This is a genomic window from Proteus sp. PR00208, assembly GCF_016238545.1.
Classification (GTDB): domain Bacteria; phylum Pseudomonadota; class Gammaproteobacteria; order Enterobacterales; family Enterobacteriaceae; genus Proteus.
Genome location: NZ_JAEHQE010000045.1, coordinates 1 through 2,748 on the forward strand (window position 1 = coordinate 1; position 2,748 = coordinate 2,748).

Here is a 2,748-nt window from a genome sequence, read left to right on the forward strand (position 1 = left end):
AATGTCAGCAAACGATAAAGGTGTCACCCTCTCTTTTGCCCCTCAAGTTGCGGGCATTGCTGCGGTGCATCATTACGGTTTGAAAGAGCGTGTGCGGGGCAAGTCATTAGAAATTCAATACCCTGAAAGAAAGCTATTAGGCTTTTCACCGGTAGATATTAAACATATCGAAAATCAATTACTGGAATTCCTTTCCCGTTAATTGTCCTGTCTTTGAAACAATCCCGACCCCGTGCGTTTTTTTATTTCCCGTTGCACATTGCGGGTATGAATATCGCAGAACTTATCCGAAAAATACAAAACCTGATCCGCACTGGCGTTGTGATTGATGTCAGCGCAGAAAAAGGGTGTCGAGTTAAAACGGGCGACAATGAAACCGACTGGCGTCCGTGGCTTACTGCACGTGCCGGTAACTCTCGATCATGGTGGGCGCCCAGTGTTGGCGAACAAGTGTTATTGCTGTCAATCGGTGGCGATTTAACCACCTCGTTTGTGTTACCGGCAATATTTAGTGACGATTTTTCAGAGCCATCAACCTCATTAACCGCCCACCGTCATGAGTATGAAGACGGTGCAGTAATTGAATATGAACCAGCAACCGGGGAGCTAATAGTCACGGGAATTAAAACTGCCGTGATTGAAGCCAGCGAGTCGGTCGCGGTCACATCACCCGACATTACGTGTGTAGCGACAAGTAAAATTACCTTAGATACCCCTACCGTTATTTGTACCAACAACTTAACCACGGGATCACTGACGGTACAAAAAGGCGGCACGATGACTGGCGATATTACCCATGTTGGTGGGCAAATGTCCTCTAATGGTGTGGTGGTTTCAACTCATACCCACGGTGGCGTGCGCACCGGTGATGGCAATACGGGGCAACCGCAATGAACTATCTCGGCATGAATGCACAAACCGGTGAACGTATTACCGATATTGAGCACGTTCGCCAGTCGGTGAAAGATATTTTTAATACACCCATTGGTAGCCGATTGATGCGCCGTGAATATGGCAGTTTGCTTGCCGATTTAATTGACGGCCCTGTTAACGCCAAGATGCGACTGCAATTAATGTCGGCATGTTACACCGCGGTTTATCGTTGGGAACCACGCATTGTGATGACCGCCATTGATATTCATAGCAAACGCGAACAGGTGATTGTCGATATCACCGGCTATTACGCCCATAACCAACAACCGATTAACTTCTCTCTACCGGTGACATAATGCCAACGATTAATTTAAGCCAATTAACACCGCCTGATGTGATTGAGTCGTTAGATGCAGAACAACTCTTACGTGAACGCAAAACGGCGTTGATTGCCTCGATGCCAGTCCATTTACGTGATGCGGTTGCTAACACGTTATCGTTAGAGTCTGAACCGCTGACCAAGCTGTTAGAAGAAAACGTCTATCGTGAGTTGTTATTACGCCAACGAATTAATGAGTCTGCACGCGCGGTGATGGTGGCGTATGCGAAAGGGGCGGATTTAGATCAGTTAGCGGCGAATTATAATTTATCGCGTTTAGTGTTACGCCCCGCCAATAACAAAACTATTCCGCCCACACCAGCGATTTTAGAGTCTGACGATGATTTGCGTTTACGCATTCCCGCCGCGTTTGAGGGGCTAAGTGTTGCGGGGCCGGTGGGCAGTTATGAATTTCATGCCCGTAGTGCAGATGGTCGGGTGTCCGATGTGTCGGCAATCAGTCCAACACCGGCAAATGTCACTATTTCCGTGTTATCTCGTGAGGGTGACGGCACCGCATCCGAAGAATTACTGCGCATTGTTGAGCATGCGTTAAACGATGAAGATGTGCGACCGGTTGCTGACCGCATCAAAGTACAATCTGCCAAAATTATTCCTTATCAAATTGATGCGACGTTATTTCTTTTTCCGGGGCCTGAGTCGGAGCCAATACGCAAAGAAGCCAATCAACGGCTGACACAATACATCACAGAACAACACCGCTTAGGGCGTGATATTCGCTTGTCGGCGATTTATGCCGCGTTGCATGTGGAAGGCGTGCAACGTGTGGAATTAAAACAACCCACTAAAGACGTAGTGCTGGATAAAACTCAAGCCTCGTATTGCACCCAAAGTACATTAACCATTGGTGGCTCGGATGAATAGCTTATTACCGTCAGGCAGTAGCCCATTAGAAAAGGCAGCCACCATTGCCTGCCAATCCTTGCAAACCTTGCCCGTGCCTTTACGCCAATTATGGAATGTCAGCACATGCCCAGTTGATTTATTACCGTACCTTGCATGGGCCTGGTCAGTGGATCGATGGGATGAAAACTGGTCTGAATCTATTAAGCGCCAAGTGGTACGAGATTCGATGTTTATTCATCGCCATAAGGGCACCATTGGCGCACTTAAGCGTGTGGTTGAGCCGTTAGGTTACATCATCAAAGTCACTGAATGGTGGCAAACCGACGATCCGCCGGGCACATTTCGCCTTGATGTGGGTGTGCAAGAAAACGGTATTACCCAAGAAATCTATGACGAATTAGAACGTTTGATTGCCGATGCACGCCCCGTCAGTCGACACCTCTTGGGGTTATCTATCAACCTTGATTCACAAGGTGATTTTTATCTCTCTGCCGCAACGTTTAGCGGTGATGAATTAACGGTTTACCCCTATTTTGCAGAAGAAATTACCGTATCTGGTGCGCCATTAACGGCGGTCGGAGTACACATTATTGATAAAATTGAGGTCGCACATGAGCGCTAAATTTTTT

Annotated in this window: 5 protein-coding genes; all 5 read left to right on the plus strand. The window is 47.5% G+C overall.

Annotated features, from left to right (window positions below):
• On the plus strand, positions 1 to 202 hold a 202-nt coding region (locus tag JEP36_RS17560), incomplete at its 5' end, for a phage virion morphogenesis protein (protein WP_198630558.1).
• A 65-nt stretch (positions 203 to 267) separates the two neighbouring features.
• Positions 268 to 894 carry a phage baseplate assembly protein V gene (locus JEP36_RS17565; RefSeq protein WP_198630562.1) on the plus strand — a complete coding sequence of 209 codons (627 nt, stop codon included), beginning with the start codon at positions 268 to 270 and terminating at the stop codon, positions 892 to 894.
• Positions 891 to 1,229: a GPW/gp25 family protein gene (locus JEP36_RS17570; RefSeq protein WP_198630559.1), complete on the plus strand. Its 339-nt coding sequence runs from the start codon at positions 891 to 893 to the stop codon at positions 1,227 to 1,229. The genes JEP36_RS17565 and JEP36_RS17570 overlap by 4 nt, the downstream gene beginning before the upstream one ends.
• Entirely contained in the window at positions 1,229 to 2,137 is a 909-nt protein-coding gene (locus JEP36_RS17575) for a baseplate assembly protein (RefSeq protein ID WP_198630560.1), read from the plus strand. Before JEP36_RS17570 ends, JEP36_RS17575 begins: the two co-directional genes overlap by 1 nt.
• Positions 2,130 to 2,741, plus strand: a complete 612-nt coding sequence (locus JEP36_RS17580) for a phage tail protein I (RefSeq protein WP_198630561.1) — start codon at positions 2,130 to 2,132, stop codon at positions 2,739 to 2,741. The genes JEP36_RS17575 and JEP36_RS17580 overlap by 8 nt, the downstream gene beginning before the upstream one ends.
• The last annotated feature ends 7 nt before the right edge of the window (positions 2,742 to 2,748 follow it).